The 362-nt window shown below is 47.2% G+C and carries 1 protein-coding gene; it reads left to right on the forward strand.

Annotated elements, in window-relative coordinates:
* Window positions 1-362 (forward strand): FAD-dependent oxidoreductase (locus HC175_RS20885; protein WP_168139902.1); only part of this gene is annotated, 362 nt, incomplete at both ends.

Consider the following 362-nt stretch of genomic DNA (forward strand, 5'->3'; position numbering starts at 1 on the left):
GGCCTTGAACATCAGGAGTCTTATTTTAGAAAACCTGGAACAGGCAGTGATCACCGAAGATCCTGAAAAAAGGAAAATGCTCCTCAACTTCGTAATTGCAGGAGCCGGGCCTACAGGAGTGGAATTGTGCGGCGCCATTGCTGAAGTTAGGAACCATATTGTTCCCAGGGACTTTAGGGACCTTGATCCCAACGAAATGGAGATCCACCTTGTAGAAGGACTGGACAGGGTGCTGCCACCCATGAGTGAAAAAGCATCAGCTAAAGCCGAAAAATTTCTGAAGGAGTTAGGAGTGCAGATCCATCTAAATACCATGGTGGAGGAATACGACGGACTAAAAGTGACCACTAACCAGGAAGATC

It is taken from the genome of Salinimicrobium oceani, from assembly GCF_012037645.1.